Annotated in this window: 12 protein-coding genes; 7 read left to right on the top strand and 5 right to left on the bottom strand. The window is 72.7% G+C overall.

Annotated elements, in window-relative coordinates:
* Nucleotides 1–3: 3 nt before the first annotated feature.
* A complete protein-coding gene (locus tag VFZ92_RS20825) occupies nt 4–1,188 on the top strand; it encodes an acyl-CoA dehydrogenase family protein (protein WP_330877658.1) in 1,185 nt (394 codons plus the stop codon).
* Between the two features lie 13 nt (nt 1,189–1,201).
* Nucleotides 1,202–2,317, top strand: a complete 1,116-nt coding sequence (locus VFZ92_RS20820; RefSeq protein WP_330877657.1) for an acyl-CoA dehydrogenase family protein — start codon at nt 1,202–1,204, stop codon at nt 2,315–2,317.
* Nucleotides 2,318–2,338: 21 nt separating this feature from the next.
* Here VFZ92_RS20820 and VFZ92_RS20815 read toward each other — a convergent pair whose 3' ends face one another.
* Together VFZ92_RS20815 and VFZ92_RS20810 are read right to left on the bottom strand one after the other, a co-directional pair.
* Nucleotides 2,339–3,442 (bottom strand): nitronate monooxygenase family protein, encoded by a 1,104-nt coding sequence (locus VFZ92_RS20815; RefSeq protein WP_330877656.1) that lies wholly within the window; start codon nt 3,440–3,442, stop codon nt 2,339–2,341.
* 9 nt (nt 3,443–3,451) lie between these two features.
* Nucleotides 3,452–5,065: an acyl-CoA synthetase gene (locus VFZ92_RS20810; protein ID WP_330877655.1), complete on the bottom strand. Its 1,614-nt coding sequence runs from the start codon at nt 5,063–5,065 to the stop codon at nt 3,452–3,454.
* Between the two features lie 75 nt (nt 5,066–5,140).
* Between VFZ92_RS20810 and VFZ92_RS20805 the strand changes: the two genes are divergently transcribed.
* Entirely contained in the window at nt 5,141–5,938 is a 798-nt protein-coding gene (locus VFZ92_RS20805; protein WP_330877654.1) for a crotonase/enoyl-CoA hydratase family protein, read from the top strand.
* Nucleotides 5,939–6,363: 425 nt separating this feature from the next.
* Here the strand turns inward: VFZ92_RS20805 and kstD are convergent, their stop codons facing one another.
* The 3 genes from kstD to VFZ92_RS20790 all read right to left on the bottom strand — a co-directional run bounded on the left by kstD (nt 6,364) and on the right by VFZ92_RS20790 (nt 11,234).
* Nucleotides 6,364–8,073, bottom strand: a complete 1,710-nt coding sequence (gene kstD, locus VFZ92_RS20800; protein ID WP_330877684.1) for a 3-oxosteroid 1-dehydrogenase — start codon at nt 8,071–8,073, stop codon at nt 6,364–6,366.
* Nucleotides 8,074–8,148: 75 nt separating this feature from the next.
* Complete coding sequence (locus VFZ92_RS20795; RefSeq protein WP_330877653.1) at nt 8,149–10,146, bottom strand: AMP-binding protein; 1,998 nt, start codon at nt 10,144–10,146, stop codon at nt 8,149–8,151.
* A gap of 32 nt (nt 10,147–10,178) precedes the next feature.
* Nucleotides 10,179–11,234, bottom strand: a complete 1,056-nt coding sequence (locus VFZ92_RS20790) for an LLM class F420-dependent oxidoreductase (protein WP_330877652.1) — start codon at nt 11,232–11,234, stop codon at nt 10,179–10,181.
* A 63-nt stretch (nt 11,235–11,297) separates the two neighbouring features.
* Between VFZ92_RS20790 and VFZ92_RS20785 the strand changes: the two genes are divergently transcribed.
* Genes VFZ92_RS20785 through VFZ92_RS20770 form a run of 4 tightly spaced genes read left to right on the top strand, consistent with a single transcriptional unit; the run spans nt 11,298 to nt 15,344 of the window.
* Nucleotides 11,298–12,248, top strand: a complete 951-nt coding sequence (locus VFZ92_RS20785; RefSeq protein ID WP_330877651.1) for a Zn-ribbon domain-containing OB-fold protein — start codon at nt 11,298–11,300, stop codon at nt 12,246–12,248.
* Between the two features lie 17 nt (nt 12,249–12,265).
* The gene (locus VFZ92_RS20780) at nt 12,266–13,321 is read left to right on the top strand and encodes a thiolase domain-containing protein (protein ID WP_330877650.1); all 1,056 of its coding nucleotides are present in this window, start codon (nt 12,266–12,268) and stop codon (nt 13,319–13,321) included.
* A complete protein-coding gene (locus VFZ92_RS20775) occupies nt 13,321–14,478 on the top strand; it encodes a thiolase domain-containing protein (protein WP_330877649.1) in 1,158 nt (385 codons plus the stop codon). The genes VFZ92_RS20780 and VFZ92_RS20775 overlap by 1 nt, the downstream gene beginning before the upstream one ends.
* Entirely contained in the window at nt 14,475–15,344 is an 870-nt protein-coding gene (locus tag VFZ92_RS20770) for a TIGR03619 family F420-dependent LLM class oxidoreductase (RefSeq protein WP_330877648.1), read from the top strand. Before VFZ92_RS20775 ends, VFZ92_RS20770 begins: the two co-directional genes overlap by 4 nt.
* Nucleotides 15,345–15,351: the final 7 nt, after the last annotated feature.

Here is a 15,351-nt window from a genome sequence, read left to right as displayed (position 1 = left end):
CGCATGCACATCGGGTACACGCCCGAGCAGGAGGACCTGCGCCGGGAACTGCGGAGCTACTTCGCCGCGCTGATGACCCCGGAGCGCCGGGAGGCCCTCACCTCGGGCGACGGCGACTACGGCGATTCCGCGACGTACAAGGACACCGTCCGCCGGATGGGGCACGACGGCTGGCTCACCCTCGGGTGGCCCGAGGAGCACGGCGGGCGCGGCCGTCCCACGATCGAGCAGCTGATCTTCGTGGACGAGGCGGCCGTCGCGGGCGCGCCGGTGCCGTTCCTGACGATCAACTCGATCGGGCCGACGATCATGGCCTTCGGCACGCCCGAGCAGAAGGCCCGCTACCTGCCGGGGATCGCGCGCGGCGAGACCCACTTCGCCATCGGCTACTCCGAGCCCGAGGCGGGCACCGACCTGGCCGCGCTGCGCACCCGCGCCGTCCGCGACGGCGACGAGTACGTGATCACCGGGCAGAAGATGTGGACCAGCCTCGTGCAGTACGCCGACCACGTGTGGCTGGCCTGCCGCACGGACCCGGAGGCGCCGCGGCACAAGGGGTTGAGCATGGTGGTCGTGCCGACCGACTCCCCCGGCTTCTCCTGGACGCCCGTGCGCACGATGGCCGGGCCGACCACCAGCGCCACCTACTACCAGGACGTGCGCGTGCCCGTGGCGAACCGGGTCGGCGCGGAGAACGAGGGCTGGAAGCTCATCACCAACCAGCTCAACCACGAGCGCGTGGCGCTCAGCTCGGCCGCGCCCCTGCAAACCGCGCTCCAGGAGGTGCGGGAGTGGGCGCGGTCGACCACGCTGCCCGGCACCGGCGACCGCGTGGTCGACCAGGAGTGGGTGCGGCTGCACCTGGCCCGCGTGCACGCGAAGACCGAGTACCTGAAGCTGCTGAACTGGAAGATCGCGACCGACGCCGAGCGGGCGCCGAACCCGGCGGAGGCGTCGGCGACGAAGGTGTTCGGCACCGAGTTCGCGACCGAGGCGTACCGGCTGCTGATGGAGGTGCTGGGCGCGCACGGCGTCGTGCGCGCCGGGTCGCCGGGGGCGCTGCTGCGCGGCCGGGTCGAGCGGATGCACCGGTCGTCGCTGATCCTCACCTTCGGCGGCGGCACCAACGAGATCCAGCGGGACATCATCGCGAGGGTCGGCCTCGGCCTGCCCGCCGCCCCGCGCTGACCGGGAGGACCGCATGGACTTCACACCGACCGAGGCGACGCTCGAACTGGCGGGCCTGGCCCGCGACATCCTGGCCGACCACGTGACCGCGGCCCGGCTGCGCCAGGTCGAGGCCTCCCCCGGCCACGTCGACCGCGCGCTCTGGGCGGACCTCGCCGAGGCCGGGGTGCTGTCCGCCGCGCTGCCCGAGGACGTGGGCGGCGGCGGGTTCGGGCTGCTGGAGCAGTGCGGCGTCCTGGTCGAACTGGGCCGCGCGGTCGCGCCCGTGCCGTACCTGCCGTCGATCGCGGTGGCCGCGTCCGCGCTGGCCGCGTTCGGCACCGCCGAGCAGCGGGAGGCGTGGGCGAAGCCGACCGCCGCCGGGGAGCTGCTGCCGACCGCGGCGCTCGTGGAGGAGCTGGACGACGGCACGGGCACCCCCGCCACCACCGCCGAGCACGGGCCGGACGGGTGGACGCTGACCGGTGCGAAGACCACCGTGCCGTGGGGTGCGGTGGCGGACCTGTTCCTCGTCCCCGCGACGACCTCGCGGGGCACGGCGGTGTTCCTGGTCGACCCGCACGACGAGCGCGTGACGGTGGCCGGGCAGCGGGTCGTGGACGGCGACGACACCGCGTGGCTCGAACTGGCGGGCGTGCGGCTGGGCGAGGACCGGCTGCTCGGCTCACCGGGCGACGGGACAGCGCGGTGGCTGGTCGCGCGCGCCACGGTCGGGCTGTGCGCGCTCCAGCTCGGGATCACCGAGCGGGCGCTGGAGCTGACCGCCGAGCACGCCCGCACCCGCGTGCAGTTCGACCGGCCGATCGGCAGCTTCCAGGCGGTGTCGCAGCGGCTGGCCGACGCGTTCGTCGACGTGGCCGCGATCCGGCTGACGCTGTGGCAGGCGGCCTGGCGGCTCGCCTCGGACCTGCCGTGCGACACGGAGGTCGCCACGGCCAAGTTCTGGGCGGCCGACGCGGGGCACCGGGTGGCGCACACGGCCGTGCACGTCCACGGAGGACAGGGCATCGACGTCGAGCACGGCCTGCACCGGTACTTCACCGCCGCCAAGCGCGTGGAGTTCGACCTGGGCGGCGCGACCGCGCACCTGCGCGGGATCGGGGCGGCCCTGGCCGCGCACCCGGCGTGACCAGGGGCCCCGCGTCACGCCTCAGCGCAGCTTGCCCAGCCGGTCGACCGCCTCGTCGGCCTCGCGCAGCAGCGTCGCCATGACCTCGGCGACCGGGCGCACCTCGTTCATCCGCCCGACGACCTGGCCGACCGGCATGGAGACCACCTCGGGGTCGTCGGACCTCGCGATGCGCTGGTGCGCCTCGCTGACCAGCAGGTTCTGCAAGGGCATCGGCAGCGGCGCGGGGGCGTCCGCCTCCGCCCACGCCTGCGTCCACCTGGTCTTGAGCAGGCGGGCCGGTTTCCCGGTGTAGATCCGGGTGCGCACGGTGTCGCTCGACCCGGCGGCCAGCAGCGCGCGCTGGGTGGCGGAGCCCTGCCCCGTCAGCGCGTACTCGGCGGTGGTGAGCCAGTACGAGCCCATCCACACCCCGGAGGCGCCCAGCGCGAGCGCGGCGGCCATCTGGCGGCCGGAGCCGATGCCGCCCGCGGCGAGCACCGGCACCCGGTCGCCGACGGCGTCGACGATCTCCGGGACGAGGACCATCGAGGCGACCTCGCCGGTGTGACCGCCCGCCTCGTAGCCCTGCGCCACCACGATGTCGACGCCGTTGTCCACGTGCCTGCTCGCGTGCTCGCTCCTGCCCGCGAGCGCGGCCACGGGGATCCCGTGCTCGTGCACCCGCTCGACCACGTCGTCCGGCGGCGAGCCGAGCGCGTTCGCGACGAGCCGGACGGGGTGCTCCAGCGCCACGTCCACGTGGGACCGCGCCACGGAGTGCAGCCAGCCGAGCACGCCCGCGCCGGACTCCTCGTCGGCGGGCAGCGGGGGCACGCCGAGCTTCTGGAGCGTCCGCCGCACGAAGTCGCGGTGCCCCTGCGGGATGAGCTCGTCGAGGTCGAAGGACGTGCCCTCGGTCGGCACGGTCGCGGGCATCACGATGTCCACGCCGTAGGGCCTGCCGTCGGTGTTCTCGTCCATCCACGTCAGCGCGCGGTCGAGGTCGGCGGCGTCGTTGAAGCGCACGCACCCGAGCACGCCGAGCCCGCCCGCGCGGCTGATGGCCGCCGCCACGTGCTCGGACGGCGTGAAGCCGAGGACGGGGTGTTCGATGCCCAGCGTGTCGCACAGGGGCGTGCGCATGGATCCTCCTCAGCCCGGCAGCGATGCCGTCGCGTGGTCGTCGGCGTGGCGCTTGGCCCACTGGTAGTCGGGTTTGCCGCTGGGGAGCCTCGCGATCTCGTCCACCAGCCACACGCTCCGGGGCACCTTGTAGCCCGCGATCTCCCGCCGCACGTGGGTGTCCAGTTCGGACAGGTCGGGCGCGCGGCCCGGCCGCGGCTGCACCAGCGCGCCGACCCGCTGCCCGAGCCGCTCGTCGGGCACGCCGATGACCAGCGCGTCGAAGACGTCGGGGTGGGACTTCAGCGCGGCCTCCACCTCCTCGGGGAAGACCTTCTCCCCTCCGGTGTTGACGCACGTGTTCCCCCTGCCCAGCAACGTGATCGTGCCGTCGGCCTCGAACCGCGCGTAGTCGCCCGGCACGGTGTACCGCTTGCCGTCGACCTCCTGGAACATCGCGGCGGTCTTCTCGGGGTCCTTGTAGTAGCCCAGCGGGACGTTGCCGCCGCGGGCGAGCCTGCCGACGACCCCGGTCTCCGGCGCGAGCCGACGCCCGTCGTCGTCGATGACGATGGTGTCGTCGTTGAGCTTCACCCTCGTGCCGTCGGTCTTCCGGACCTGCTTGGACACCGCCCCGATGCCGGTGGAGCCGGTCTCGGACGCGCCGATCGACTCCAGCAGCGTCACGTGCGGCAGCGCCTCCAGGTACTGCTCCTTGACGGTGTGCGAGAACAGCGCGGCGCTGCTGTTGATGATGCCGAGGGAGGAGGCGTCGTACCGGCCGGAGCGGAACTCCTCGATCATGGGCCTGGCCATGGCGTCGCCGACGATCACGGCCACCTGGACGCCGTGCCGCTCGACCGCCCGCCACACCTCGGCCGGGTCGAACTTGGGCACGAGCACGACGGTGCTCCCGGAGAACAGCGCGCCGAGCACGGCCCACTGCGCGGCGCCGTGGATCATCGGGGGCAGGCAGAGCCGGACCAGCCCGTAGTCCTTTCCCTGCCGGGCCTGGTGCCACTCGTCGGTGACGTGCTCGCCGGTGACGAAGTCGATGCCGCCGCCGAGCACCCGCCAGACGTCCTCGTGCCGCCACATCACGCCCTTGGGCATCCCGGTGGTGCCGCCGGTGTAGAGGATGTAGAGGTCGTCCCCGCTGCGCTGCTCGAAGTCCCGCTCGGGCGAGGCCCCCGCCAGCGCCGTCTCGTAGTCCACACCGCCGTGGCCGGAGGCGTCGGCGTCCGACTCGTCGTCGATCACCACGGCGTGCCGCAGCCGGGGCACCGTCGGCAGCACCTGCGCCACGAGGTCGGAGTAGCGGCGCTCGTGCACCAGCGCGACGAGGTCCGACTGGTCAAACAAGTACTGCAACTCGTTCTTGGTGTAGCGGTAGTTCACGTTGATCGCCACGGCCCTCAGCTTGTACACGGCGATCATGGCCTCCACCAGTTCGATGGAGTTGCGCGCGTACAGGCCGACGTGCGAGCCGGGGCCCACACCGTTCAAAGCCAGGTGGTGGGCCAAACGGTTCGCGCGCTCTTCGAGCTGCGCGTAGGTTGCCTTCCGCTCGCCGCAGAGGAGTGCGACGCGATCCGGAACGATGTCAACGGCGTGCTCGACGAGATCTGCGACGTTGAGGGCCATGTCGCGAAAGTAGAACGTGTTATCGTTGTGGACAATCCCCCAGGCGGTCAGACTCGATCCAGGAGGCCCTCGGAGATGACGTCGCAGGTAGCTGAGGAACCGCATTGCCTCGTCGAGCGGGTGGGCCCCGTCCTGGTCGTCACGATGAACCGGCCGGAGGCGCGCAACGCGCTGTCCGGGCCGATGATGGAGCTCATGCTCTCGGCGTGGGACCGGGTGGACTCCGATCCGGCCATCCGGGCGTGCGTGCTGACCGGTGCGGGTGGCGCGTTCTGCGCCGGGGCCGACCTGAAGGCCATGAACCGCAAGCACCCCGGTGACAGCTTCGGCGACGCCGACCTGTCGGTGATCGAACCCCTGCTGAAGGGGCGGCGGCTGACGAAGCCGCTGATCGCGGCGGTGGAGGGGCCCGCCGTGGCGGGCGGGACGGAGATCCTCCAGGCGACCGACATCCGGGTCGCCGGGGAGAGCGCCCGGTTCGGCGTGTCGGAGGCCAGGTGGGGGCTGTTCCCGCTGGGCGGGTCCGCGGTGCGGCTGCCCCGGCAGATCCCGTACACCGTCGCGGCGGAGTTGTTGTTGACCGGACGGCACATCCTGGCGCCCGAGGCGCTGCGGATCGGGTTGATCGGGCACGTCGTGCCCGACGGGACGGCGCTGGACAAGGCGATGGAGCTGGCGTCGCTGATCGCCGCGAACGGGCCGCTGGCCGTCGCGGCGATCCTGCGGACGATGCGGGAGACCGAGGGGATGCCCGAGGAGGAGGCCTTCAAGGTGGACGCCCGGTTGGGGGTGGAGGTGTTCCGCAGCCAGGACGCCAAGGAGGGGCCGGTGGCATTCGCGGCCAAGCGCCGACCGGACTTCCGCGGAATCTGAGACCCGTGAGGCTGGGGTCACGCGAGGAATGCCCGACAGGGGCGTGGCCACGACGGAACCGGCAGGCACAGCACCCGACCACCACAGGCCGGAAGCCACAGCACCCGACCACGACGGAACCGGCGACCACGGCCCTGGACCGCGACAGAACCGGAAGCCACACCACCGGACCCACGACGGAACCGGAAGCACAGCACCCGACCACGAGGGAACCGGCGGCCACGGCCCTGGACCGCGGCCGATGCGACTTGGGGTTCTTGGCGCTGGAATTGGTCGGGCGGCAAGCTTTCCACCTGCCGTTTCGGCCCGACTAGCGCCAAAAAGAGGGGCCCCAGGTCACATCGGCCACCCACGCCGGAACTCGCGGTCGCGGCCGACCACGCTGGAACTCCCTCTCGACCGCACCAGAACCACACGCCGAACACTCACCCCGCAGAACGATCCGCGATGTCGTTCGCCGCGACGTACCCGAAGGTCATGGCCGGACCGATGGTCGAGCCCGCGCCCGCGTAGCTGCGGCCCATGACGGCGGCGCTGGCGTTGCCCGCCGCGTACAGGCCGGGGATCACCGTGTCGTCCGGCCGCAGCACCCGTGCGCGGGCGTCCGTGCGCATCCCGCCCTTCGTGCCCAGGTCGCCGGGGACGATCTTGAACGCGTAGTACGGCGGCGCCCACAGCGGTGCCAGGCAGGAGTTGGGGATCACGGCGGGGTCGGTGTAGTAGTGGTCGTAGGCGCTGTCGCCGCGGCGGAAGTCGGTGTCCTGGCCCGTTCTCGCGAACCCGTTGAACCTGCTCACCGTGGCCTTCATCGCGGCAGGCGGGACGCCGATCGCCGTGGCCAGACCCTCCAGGCTCCAGTTCTTCACCACCGCACCCGACCGGTACCAGGAGTCCGGCAGCGGCAGGGTGGGCGCGATGTCGGCGAACAGGTAGCGGTTGCGGTAGTTCTGGTCGACGACCAGCCACGACGGGATGCACGGGGTGGCGGGGTTCCGGTCGTACATGACGTGCACGACGTCGCCGTACGGGGCGGCCTCGTTGACGTAGCGCTGCCCCGCCTGGTCGATGATCAGGCCGCCGGGCAGGGTGCGTTCGGCGAGGCAGAAGTAGGGCGAGTCGGGGGTGGGGATCGCCGGGCCCCACCACGCGTCGTCCATCAGGTCCAGGGCCGCGCCCGCGCGCTCGCCCGCGCGGTGGCCGTCGCCGGTGTTCTCCCTGGCGCCCACCGACCACTGGGTTCCGATCGGCTGCCGCTGGTACTGGGCGCGCATGGCCGCGTTGTGCTCGAACCCGCCGGAGCCCACGATGACGCCCCGCCTGGCCCTGATCAGGCCCTGGGCGCCGTCCTTGCGCACCACCACACCGGTGACCGCGCCGCCCTCGACGTTCAGGTCCACCAACGGGGTGTTGAGCCAGACCGGGACGTTCGCGGCCATCAGGCCCGCGCGCAGGCCGCCCGCCAGCGCCTGCCCCATCGTGAGGGGTTTCTGGCCCAGCAGCGCCGCCCTGGTCCCCCTGGCCAGCGCCGCCGTCGCGACCGCGAGCCCCTTGGCGTTCACCAGGGACAGGGCCAGCCACTTGTAGTCGGCGCCGAACACCACCATGCCCGCGGGCGTCGCCAGGTACGGCGGGTTCAGGTTCGCCAGCTCCGAGCCGAGGACGTTGCCGTCCAACTGGTCCGGTTCGATCGACCGGCCGTTCGGCAGGCCTCCCGGCAGTTCCGGGTAGTAGTCGCTGTAGCCCTCCATCCACCGGAACCGCAGCGGGCTGTTGCGGACGACGAACGAGATCATGGCCGGACCGTGGGCCAGGAAGGCCTGCCTGCGCGCGGCGGGCACGCCCGCGCCGACCACGGCGGCGAGGTAGGCGCTCGCCTTCTGCGGGGTGTCCGGAACGCCCGCCGCCAGCAGCACCTCGTTGTTGGGGACCCAGATGCCCGCGCCGGACCTCGCGGCCGAACCGCCGAAGGTCGCGGCCTTCTCGACCACCACGCAGCTCAGCCCGCGCTTCGCGGCCGTCAGCGCGGCGGTCATCCCGGCCGCGCCGGAACCGACGACGACCACGTCGTACTCCCCCAGCGGCGGGGCGCTCGCGTCGACCTCGGCGCTCGCGTCGGCGGGGACGCCGCCGACCAGGCAGGCGGCCAGCGTGAGGCCCGCCCCGGCGAGGACCTGGCGGCGGGTGGGCGGTCCTTCGGGTGGGGGCACGGGTCAGCGCTCCGGTGACGTGGTGGCGGGGAAGGCCTTGCGGTGGTCCCAGCTCGCGACGCGGGTCGGCCGGAAGGTCACCGCCACGCGCTTGGCCATCGCGCGGCGCACCCCCTCGCCGCTCGCGTCGTCGACCGGGCCGATGGTGCGGGCCACGACGGCGTCCACGACGCGGGCCACGTCGGCCGGGTCGTCGGAGACCTCGGCCGTGCCCTCCAGGAACACTCCGCGCAGCTCCTCGTACGCCTCGCCGGCCTCGACCAGCGCGCTCATCCTGGGGTCGCGGCGCAGGTTCACGACCTTCTGCGAGGAGCGGTCGGTGCAGAACACGATGTCGCCGTCCAGCACCGCGAACCACATGGGCGCGAGGTGCGGCACCCCGGACCTGCCCAGGCTCGCGACGACCAGCGTGCGCTGCTCCAGGAGGAACCCGTCGACCTCGGCCCGCGTCATCCTGACCCGGTCGCGGCCACGGGTCTTCGTCCAGTACGGGTCGCGCAGCCTGCGCTTGTACAGCTTGCCGTTGGGGTCGCGCGGCAGCTCCTCGACGTAGTCGACGGTGCGCGGCAGCTTGAACTTCGCCAGCCGCCGCGCCGCGAACGCGAGCAGGTCCTCGGTGAACTCGGCACCGGGCCGCACGGGCTGGACGACGGCCTTGATCTCCTCGCCCCAGTCCGGGTGCGGCACGCCGAACACCGCGACGTCGGCGACCTCGGGGTGGCACGCCAGCTCGCCCTCGATCTCGGCCGGGTAGATGTTGACCCCACCGGAGATGATCAGGTCGCTCTTGCGGTCGCAGAGGAACAGGTAGCCGTCCTCGTCGAGGTACCCGACGTCCCCCAGCGTGAACAGGTCGCCCAGCCGCGAGGAGCGGGTCTTCTCCTCGTCCCGGTGGTACTCGAAGGTGGCCGTGCCCATCCGCATGTAGACCAGGCCGCGCTCACCGGCGGGCAGCTCGTTGCCGTCCTCGTCGAAGATCTGGACCACCGACGACGGCCACGGCAGGCCGACCGACCCCGGTTTGCGCAGCCACTCCTCGGCGCTGATCGCGGTGCCGCCGCCCTCGGTGGCCGCGTAGTACTCGGTCACGACCGGCCCCCACCAGTCGAGCATCCGGCGCTTGACCTCGATCGGGCACGGGGCCGCGCCGTGGATCATCACGCGCAGCGACGAGAGGTCGTAGCGGGACCGGACGTCGTCGGGCAGGGCCAGCAGGCGGTGGAACTGGGTCGGCACCATGTGGCTGTGGGTCACGCGGTGGCGCTCGATCAGCCGCAGCATCTCCTCGGGGTCCCAGTGGTCCATCAGGACCGCGGTGTGCCCGAGCTGGATCGAGATGACGACGAAGTTCAGCACCGCCGTGTGGTACATCGGCGACCCGCACAGGTGCACGTGCGAGTCGAACGGCTTGAGGCCGAAGATGCCGAAGAACCAGGCGGCCGACGGCGGGACCACGTCGGGGTCGGCTCCGGTCAGCGGCCTGCGCACGCCCTTGGGGCGGCCGGTGGTGCCCGAGGTGTAGAGCATCGGCGACCCCGTGGTGCGGACGTCGGGGCGGATCGCCGGTTCGCCCTCCCCCAGCTCGCTCAACGGCCGGAAGCCGGGGACGTCGCCGACGGCGAAGCACGCGTCCGGCGCGAGTTCGGCCCGCGCGGCGGCGTCGGCCGCGACGTCGGCGAACCGCTCGTGCGCGACGAACGCCTTGGCGCCGCTGTCCCGCACGAGGTAGGCGACCTCGGGGCCGACGAGGTGCCAGTTGACCATGACGACGTACAGGCCGGTCTGCACCGCGGCGAAGTAGACCGCGACCAGCTCGGCGCTGTTGGGGAGCATCAGCACGACGCTGTCGCCCGGTCGCAGCCCCATGGCCTGCAACCCGCGCCCGTACCGGTCGGCGGTCGCCGCCAGGTCGCGGTAGGTGGTCCCGCGGCCCGCGGGGTCGACCAGCGCGCACCGGTCGGGGTCCGCCGCGGCGATGTTCCACAGTCCCTCGGAGGTCACGTGAGCACTCCCGTCCTCGCGGCTACCTCACCTCAAATTAGAACGTGTTTCACTAGTTGGCAAGCGTCCGCGACGGCCTGGATCGACGCCACGTCGCGGCAGCCCACGATCACCGTCGACACCCCGGCCGCGCTCCACCCGGCGAGGTCGGCTCGCACCTGCTCGGCCGTGCCGACGATCGAGATCTCGGCGATCAGCTCGTCCGGCACCGCCAGCGCCGCCTCCTCCTTGCGGCCTGCCGCGAACAGCCGCCCGACGTCGTCGACCACCTCGCGGTACCCCATGCGGGAGAACAGCTCCGCGTGGAAGTTCATCCCCGGCGCGCCCATCCCGCCCAGGTAGAGCGCCATCACGGGCTTGATCCGCGCCCGGACGCCGACCGGGTCGTCGGTCACCACGACCTGGCACGTGGCGGCGATCTCGAAGTCCCGCCTGGTCCGCCGCGCGCCGGGCTTCGCGAACCCCTCCGCGAGCCACTCGTCGTACATCGGGGCGAGCCTGGGCGCGTAGTAGATCGCGAGCCAGCCGTCGGCGATCTCGGCGGCGAGCGCGACGTTGCGCGGACCCTCGGCGCCGAGCCAGATCGGCAGGTCGGCGCGCAGCGGGTGGGTGATGGGCCGCAGCGGCTTGCCGAGCCCGAGTGCGCCGGGCCCCTGGTAGGGCAACGGGTAGTGCGGGCCCGCGTTGCTCACCGGCCGCTCGCGCGCGAGCACCTGCCGGATGATCGACACGTACTCCCTGGTCCTGGCCAGGGGCTTGCCGAACGGCGCCCCGTACCAGCCCTCGACGACCTGCGGCCCGGACACGCCGAGACCGAGCACGAACCGGCCGCCGGACAGGTGGTCCAGGGTCAGCGCGTGCATCGCGCAGGCCGCGGGCGTGCGCGCCGACATCTGCACCACGGACGTGCCCAGCCGCACCCGCGAGGTGGACGACCCCCACCAGGCGAGCGGCGTGAACGCGTCCGACCCCCAGGCCTCCGCGGCGAACACCGCGTCGAAACCGGCCTCCTCGGCCGCCTTCACCAACGCCGCCGCGTCACCGGGGGGCTGCGCGCCCCAGTACCCGAGCTGTAGCCCCACCCTCATGCCGAACCTCCTCGGTCACCTGGCATCTTGCCACGAAATCGAGAACCTGTTTCACTTTGATTCGTGACCAAGCCGCTCAGCGCTCCACTAGAGGTTGGCTTCGACTACACGCGCTCGCTCGGCCCCACGCTGGGCCGGTTCATGACGGCGCTCCGGCAGCGGCGGGTGACCGGTGTGCGCGGCTCGGACGGGCGCGTGCACGTACCGCCCGCCGAGTACGACCCGGTGACCGCCGAACCCCTGACCGAGGTGGTCGACGTGGCGTCGACCGGTGTCGTGCGGAGCTGGTCGTGGGCGGCCGAACCGCTGGAGGGCCAGCCGCTCGACCGGCCGTTCGCCTGGGCGCTGGTCCAGCTCGACGGGGCGGACACCGCGCTGCTGCACGCCGTGGACGCCGGGTCGCCCGACCGGATGCGGACGGGGATGCGCGTCCGGGTGCGGTGGGCGGAGGAGCGGGTCGGGGCCGTCACGGACATCGCGTGCTTCGAACCGTCCGACGAACCGGCGCCGGAGCCGCTGGCCGACGACGGCGAGCCGGTCACCATGATCACCAGCCCGGTGCGGCTGCACTACCGGCACACCGCGTCGGCGGAGGAGAGCTCCTTCCTGCGCGGCCTGGCCGAGGGCAGGCTGCTCGGCCAGCGCTGCCCGGCCTGCGGCAAGGTCTACCTGCCGCCCAGGCCCGCGTGCCCGACCGACGGCGTGCCGACCACCGACGAGGTGGAGCTGACCGACCGCGGGACGGTGACGACCTTCTGCATCGTCAACGTGCCGTTCCTCGGGCAGCGGATCACGCCGCCGTACGTGGCGGCCTACGTGCTGCTGGACGGCGCGGACATCGCGTTCCTGCACCTCGTGCTCGGCTGCGCCGCCGACGAGGTGCGGATGGGGATGCGCGTCGAGGCCGTGTGGAAACCGAGGGAGGAGTGGGGGCCGACGTTGCAGAACATCGACCACTTCCGCCCCACCGGCGAGCCGGACGCGCCGTACGACACCTATTCGCAGCACCTGTGACGAGAGGAGGTCGGCCCATGCCGGACGTCGCGGTCGTCGGCTTCGCCCAGACGCCCTGCGTGCGCAGGACGACCGGAACCACCAACGGTGTCGAGATGCTGGTGCCGATCTTCCAGGAGGTGCTGGGCGGGCTCGGACTGTCCACACCGGACATCGGGTTCTGGTGCTCGGGGTCGTCGGACTACCTGGCGGGGCGGGCGTTCTCGTTCGTGTCCGCGGTGGACGCGATCGGCGCGTTCCCGCCGATCGTCGAGTCGCACGTGGAGATGGACGCCGCCTGGGCGCTCTACGAGGCGTGGGTGAAGATCCTCACCGGCGAGGTCGACACCGCGCTGGTCTACGGCTTCGGCAAGTCCTCCGCCGGACACCTGCGCCGGGTGCTGGCCCTCCAGCTCGACCCCTACCTGGTGACGCCGCTGTGGCCCGACTCGATCGGGTTGGCGGGCATCCAGGCCAGGCTGGGCATCGAGGGCGGGCTGTGGAGCGAGCGCGCCATGGCCGAGGTCGCCGCCCGCAGCCGGTCGGACGCGCGGGCGAACCCCCTGGCCCAGTTCTCCGGCGAGGTCGACGTCGACGACCTGCTCGCCGCGCCCTACCTGGCGGACCCGCTGCGGGCGCACGACTGCGCCCCGATCACCGACGGGGCGGCGACGATCGTGCTGGCGTCCGGCGACCGGGCCCGCGAGCTGTGCGAGCGACCGGCGTGGATCACCGGCATCGACCACCGGGTCGACTCGCCGAGCCTGGGCGGGCGCGACCTCACCACCTCGCCGTCCACCGTGGCGGCGGGGAAGGCCGCGGGCGCCGACGGGGTCGCGGTGGCGGAGCTGCACGCGCCGTTCAGCCACCAGGAGATCCTGCTGCGCCAAGCGCTCGGGCTCGGCGACGAGGTCAGGGTCAACCCCTCGGGCGGCACGCTCGTCGGCAACCCGATGTTCGCCGCCGGACTGGCGCGGATCGGCGAGGCCGCGCGGCGGGTGCTGGACGGGGAGGCCGAACGCGTGCTGGGGCACGCCACCAGCGGACCGCTGCTCCAGCAGAACCTGGTCTGCGTGATGGAGGGACGGGACTGATGGCCGGGCAGCAGGCGGCCGTGGTCGGCACCGGCCAGACCCACCACGCCGCGAAGCGACTGGACGTGTCCATGGCCGGGCTGTGCCGCGAGGCCGTCGACCGCGCGATGGCCGACGCGGGCGTGGACTGGGGCGACATCGACGCCGTCGTGGTCGGCAAGGCGCCGGACCTGTTCGAGGGCGTGATGATGCCCGAGCTGTTCCTGGCGGACGCGCTGGGCGCGGGCGGGAAACCGCTGCTGCGCGTGCACACCGCGGGCTCCGTCGGCGGCACCACGGCGAACGTGGCGGCGAGCCTCGTGCAGGCCGGGGTGCACCGGCGGGTGCTGGCCGTGGCGTTCGAGAAGCAGTCGGAGTCCAACGCGATGTGGGCGCTGTCCGTGCCGATCCCGTTCACCATGCCGGTGCACGCGGGAGCGGGCGGCTACTTCGCGCCGCACGTGCGCTCCTACATCCGCCGCTCCGGCGCGCCGGAGCACGTCGGCGCGATGGTCGCGGTGAAGGACCGGCGCAACGGCTCCCGCAACCCGCACGCGCACCTGCGCCAGCCGGACATCACGCTGGAGTCGGTGCGGGCGTCGAAGATGCTGTGGGACCCGATCCGCTACGACGAGACGTGCCCGTCGTCGGACGGCGCGTGCGCGATCGTCCTGTCCGACGAGCCGACCAGCGGTGCGGCGGCGTGGATCCACGCCACGGCCCTGCGCACCGAGCCGACGACGTTCGCCGGGCGCGACCAGGTCAACCCACGGGCGGGCCGGGACGCCGCCGCGGCGCTGTGGAAGCAGGCCGGGATCACCAACCCGCTGGCGCAGGTGGACGTCGCCGAGATCTACGTGCCGTTCTCCTGGTTCGAGCCGATGTGGCTGGAGAACCTCGGGTTCACCGACGAGGGCCAGGGCTGGAAGCTCACCGAGGCGGGCGAGACCGAGATCGGCGGACGGCTCCCGGTGAACCCGAGCGGTGGCGTGCTGTCGTCGAACCCGATCGGCGCGTCCGGGATGCTCCGGTTCGCCGAGGCGGCGAGGCAGGTGATGGGCCGCGCGGGCGACCACCAGGTCGACGGGGCGCGCACGGCGCTGGGGCACGCCTACGGCGGCGGTTCCCAGTTCTTCGCGATGTGGGTCGTCGGCTCGGAGAGGGCAGGTGTGCGATGAAGTTCAGCGTGGGCATCGCGATGAGTCCGCTGGACCAGTTGACCGAGCTGGCCAGGACGGCCGAGGAGTGCGGCTACGACTCGGTGGCGCTGCCGGACTCCCTGTTCTTCTCGGAGAAGGTGTCCGCCGAGTACCCGTACACGCCGGACGGCTCGCGGATGTGGAACGAGGAGACGCCCTGGGTCGACCCGATGGTGGCCGCCGCGGCGATGGGCGCGGTCACCGAGCGGATCCGCTTCTACACCCAGGTGCTCAAGCTCGGGTCGCGCAACCCGCTGCTGCTGGCCCGCCAGGTCGGCTCGGTGGCGAACCTGACCGGTGGCCGCTTCGGGCTCGGCGTCGGGATCGGGTGGGCGCCGGAGGAGTTCGAGTGGTGCGGCGCGCCCTACGAGGGCCGCGGCAGGCGGGCCGACGAGATGATCGAGGTGCTGAAGCTCGTGCTCGGCGGCGGCATGGTCGAGCACCACGGGGAGTTCTTCGACTTCGACCGGCTGCGGATGAGCCCGGCGCCCGCGGACCCGGTGCCGTTCTACGTCGGCGGCCACACCCCCGTGGCGCTGCGCCGGGCGGCGCGGGTCGGCGACGGCTGGACGTCGGCGATGATCAAGTTCGACGACCTCCGGTCCGTGATCGACAAGCTGGCCGTGCTGCGGACCGAGTACGGGCGCGCCGACGAGCCGTACGAGATCCAGGCCGTCTGCATCGACCGGTTCGGCCTCGACGGCTACCGGCAGCAGGCCGAGATCGGCGTGACGGACGCGATCGTCGTCCCCTGGCTGTTCTACGGCGTGGGGTTCGACGGCGCGCTGGCGGCGAAGAAGGACGGCCTGCGGCGGTTCGCCGACGAGGTCATCAGCCGGATGTGAGGAGTGG

The sequence above is a fragment of the Umezawaea sp. genome (assembly GCF_036375055.1).
Taxonomy (GTDB): domain Bacteria; phylum Actinomycetota; class Actinomycetes; order Mycobacteriales; family Pseudonocardiaceae; genus Umezawaea.
Note: the sequence above shows the minus strand (reverse complement) of the source record. Positions and strands in the feature narration are given on the sequence as shown.

Bases quoted from the DNA above. Each gene is read 5' to 3' on its own strand.
- VFZ92_RS20825 (WP_330877658.1), top strand. From the start codon at position 4: ATGCACATCGGGTACACGCCCGAGCAGGAGGACCTGCGCCGGGAACTG.
- VFZ92_RS20820 (WP_330877657.1), top strand. From the start codon at position 1,202: ATGGACTTCACACCGACCGAGGCGACGCTCGAACTGGCGGGCCTGGCC.
- VFZ92_RS20815 (WP_330877656.1), bottom strand. From the start codon at position 3,442: ATGCGCACGCCCCTGTGCGACACGCTGGGCATCGAACACCCCGTCCTC.
- VFZ92_RS20810 (WP_330877655.1), bottom strand. From the start codon at position 5,065: ATGGCCCTCAACGTCGCAGATCTCGTCGAGCACGCCGTTGACATCGTT.
- VFZ92_RS20805 (WP_330877654.1), top strand. From the start codon at position 5,141: ATGACGTCGCAGGTAGCTGAGGAACCGCATTGCCTCGTCGAGCGGGTG.
- VFZ92_RS20790 (WP_330877652.1), bottom strand. From the start codon at position 11,234: ATGAGGGTGGGGCTACAGCTCGGGTACTGGGGCGCGCAGCCCCCCGGT.
- VFZ92_RS20780 (WP_330877650.1), top strand. From the start codon at position 12,266: ATGCCGGACGTCGCGGTCGTCGGCTTCGCCCAGACGCCCTGCGTGCGC.
- VFZ92_RS20775 (WP_330877649.1), top strand. From the start codon at position 13,321: ATGGCCGGGCAGCAGGCGGCCGTGGTCGGCACCGGCCAGACCCACCAC.
- VFZ92_RS20770 (WP_330877648.1), top strand. From the start codon at position 14,475: ATGAAGTTCAGCGTGGGCATCGCGATGAGTCCGCTGGACCAGTTGACC.